General features: G+C 73.6%; 2 protein-coding genes. One reads left to right on the top strand and one right to left on the bottom strand.

Annotated elements, in window-relative coordinates:
• The coding region (locus F3J10_RS35365) for a rhomboid family intramembrane serine protease (RefSeq protein ID WP_167244024.1) at window positions 1-1,578 on the top strand (1,578 nt) is incomplete at its 5' end.
• Between the two features lie 123 nt (window positions 1,579-1,701).
• Here the strand turns inward: F3J10_RS35365 and F3J10_RS35360 are convergent.
• Complete coding sequence (locus F3J10_RS35360) at window positions 1,702-2,064, bottom strand: EscU/YscU/HrcU family type III secretion system export apparatus switch protein (RefSeq protein ID WP_167244023.1); 363 nt, start codon at window positions 2,062-2,064, stop codon at window positions 1,702-1,704.
• Between the last annotated feature and the right edge of the window lie 170 nt (window positions 2,065-2,234).

The raw sequence follows: 2,234 nt of genomic DNA, 5'->3' as shown, positions 1-2,234 counted from the left end.
AGCCTGCCCGCCGCCGCGCCGGGCGACGTCGACAGCTTCCGCATCCGCTTTTCCGTGCAGACGCGCGCCGCCGATCCGCGCCGCCGCGCGCGCCACGGCGGCTTTCCCGGCAGCGGCACGCTGAGCTTCGGCGCGGCCACCGGCACGCTGTCGCTGGACGGCAGCACCGGCGGCTGGATCGGCGCCCAGCCCTTCCACCTGGCGATCCCGCGCGCGCAGATCTTCGATGCCAGCAGCGCCGGCAAGCGCATCTTCTTCGATCTCCACACCCCCGACGGCGTGCTCGGCATCGCGCTGCAGGCCGCCGACGCGGCCGCCGCCGCGAGCATCGCCGATCGCCTGCCGATGCAGGTCACCTCCACCTTCGCCGCCGAACTCGACGCGCACGCGCGCTTCGGCGACCTGGTGCAGTCCCGGCCGCTCGCCTGGGCCACCTGGGGCCTGGTGGCGGCGAACCTGCTGCTGTTCGCGGCGATGGTGCTCAACGGCGTCTCGCCGCTGCAGCCCGACATACCGGCGATGATCCGCTGGGGCGCGAACTACGGCCCCGACACGCTGGACGGCGACTGGTGGCGCCTGCTGACCAGCAGCTTCGAGCACTTCGGGGCGCTGCACCTGGCCGTCAACCTGCTGGTGCTGGCGCGTTTCGGGCCGCTCGCGGAACGGCTCTACGGCAGCTTCCGCTTCCTCTCGCTGTACCTGTTCGCGGGCGTGATCGCCAGCATGACCAGCGTGCTGTGGGACCCGATGCAATGCGCGGCCGGCGCCTCGGGCGCGATCCTCGGCGTGTTCGGCGCGCTGCTGGCCTGCCTGCTGCGCCGGCGCCGCGAGCTGCCGGCGCTGGTGCACGACCACCAGCGCTCGCTGGCGCTCGGCTTCGTCGCCTACTGCCTCTACAACGGCTTCCTGCATCCGGCGATCGACAACGCCGCCCACCTCGGCGGCCTCGCGGCCGGCTTCGCGGTGGGCCTGGCGCTGGCGCCGCCGCTCGACCCGGCCGCGCGCGAGGCGACCGCCGGCGCGAACGTGACCACCGCGGCCGGGATCGGCGCGCTGCTGGTGATCGCGCTGGCCTACCCGCTCACCCATCCCGGCCACGGACGCCAGCAGGAGCTGCGTTTCGCCCGCGAATACATGGCGATGACGGGCGCCTCGGCCGAGATCGGCAACGCGCTGGCGACGCTGCAGCGCGAGCCGATGGGCACCGAGGCCGAGCGGCTGGCGGTGTCGAACCAGGTGATGACGGATATCGTGCCGCGCTGGAACAACCTCTACGCGGTGCTGTCGAGCCTGCCGCTGCCGGACGGCTCGCCCTACCGCGCGCTGCGCGACACCAGCCTCGGCATGCTCGACAACGCGCGCCGCATGGCGACCAGCTATGCGCTGGTGCTGGTGCGTCCGCGCGAGGAGGGCGAGGCGATGCTGGAGAGCTACCGCGCGCTGCTGCTCGACCAGCATGCGCGCGCCAAGAACCTGCGCCAGGAGGAGCTGGCGCTGCGCAATACCAGCCGCTTCACGCATCGCCACGGGCCGGCGCTCGCGCCAGTGCCGGGCAGCGCCGCGGCGGCGCGTTCGTAGCGGGCGGGGCCGCGTCGCGACGGAAGCCCACGCCTCGCTTCATCCGGCCTCAGCGGCCCGCTCGCAGTGGGTGATTCCGCGAGGCCGATCAACCCGGCAAGCCCGCGCTCGTCTCATCCACTTTCAACGACGCGGCTGCGGCAGCGCCGGAAACTCGCCGCCCGGCTCGGGCTTGCCGCCGGGGCCGGCCGCCGCGCCCTCGCCCTCGGCCTCGCGCGGCTCGGCGCGCTCCAGCGCATAGAGCCAGGCCAGCAGCTCGGCCACCGCCTGGTAGAGCGCCGGCGGAATCCGATCGTCGAGATCGACCTGCATCAGCAGCGACACCATCTCCGGCGCGGTATGCACGTACAGGCCCGCCTCGCGGGCGCGCGCCACGATCATCTCGGCAACCAGCCCGTAACCCTTGGCGACCACCCGCGGCGCGGCATCGCCGCCCTTCGGGTCGTAGACCAGCGCGGCCGCGCGCTTGCGCTTGTCGCCGCTCATCGCCAGAGCCCGTCGTCGAGGAAGCCGAATTCGTCGATATCGTCGAAATCGCCGAGATCGTGCTGCTTAGCGGCGGGCCGCGCCGCGCCGGCCTGCGCGTGCGCCTGGCCCTGCTCGTAGGCCGCCGCGGCCGCGCGCGAGGCGGCGCTGTCGAAGGGATCGGGCACGCT

The sequence above is a fragment of the Burkholderia sp. Cy-637 genome, assembly GCF_011753175.1.
Taxonomy (GTDB): Bacteria; Pseudomonadota; Gammaproteobacteria; order Burkholderiales; family Burkholderiaceae; genus Burkholderia; species Burkholderia gladioli.
Note: the sequence above shows the minus strand (reverse complement) of the source record. Positions and strands in the feature narration are given on the sequence as shown.